Source organism: Pseudonocardia sp. EV170527-09, from assembly GCF_008369905.1.
Taxonomy (GTDB): domain Bacteria; phylum Actinomycetota; class Actinomycetes; order Mycobacteriales; family Pseudonocardiaceae; genus Pseudonocardia.
In genome coordinates this window covers 1-229 of sequence record NZ_VRMC01000706.1, presented here as the reverse complement: position 1 = coordinate 229, position 229 = coordinate 1, and the positions used below count along the sequence as shown (strand labels likewise).

Genomic DNA, 229 nt, shown 5'->3' with positions numbered 1-229 from the left:
GTGTATATGACTTTCAATATTAAACCACCAAATGATATAAGAAATTTGTTTGACAATTGGTTACATGGTGTGTCTAAAAAAGAGAAGGTTCAAAAAAGAGTTGGTGTTTGCGCCTTGCTCTGGGCTTTGTGGAATGTTCGGAATGATTATATTTTAACAGAGCAAAGAAAACTTCATTTATGCAGGTTATCCCGATGGCTACTCATTGGATCCGTGCGTGGTCCTACCT

General features: G+C 37.6%; 1 protein-coding gene. It reads left to right on the top strand.

What is annotated here, in order from left to right; translation table 11 throughout:
* On the top strand, positions 1-229 hold a 229-nt coding region (locus FVA95_RS32500), incomplete at both ends, for a hypothetical protein (protein ID WP_205016130.1).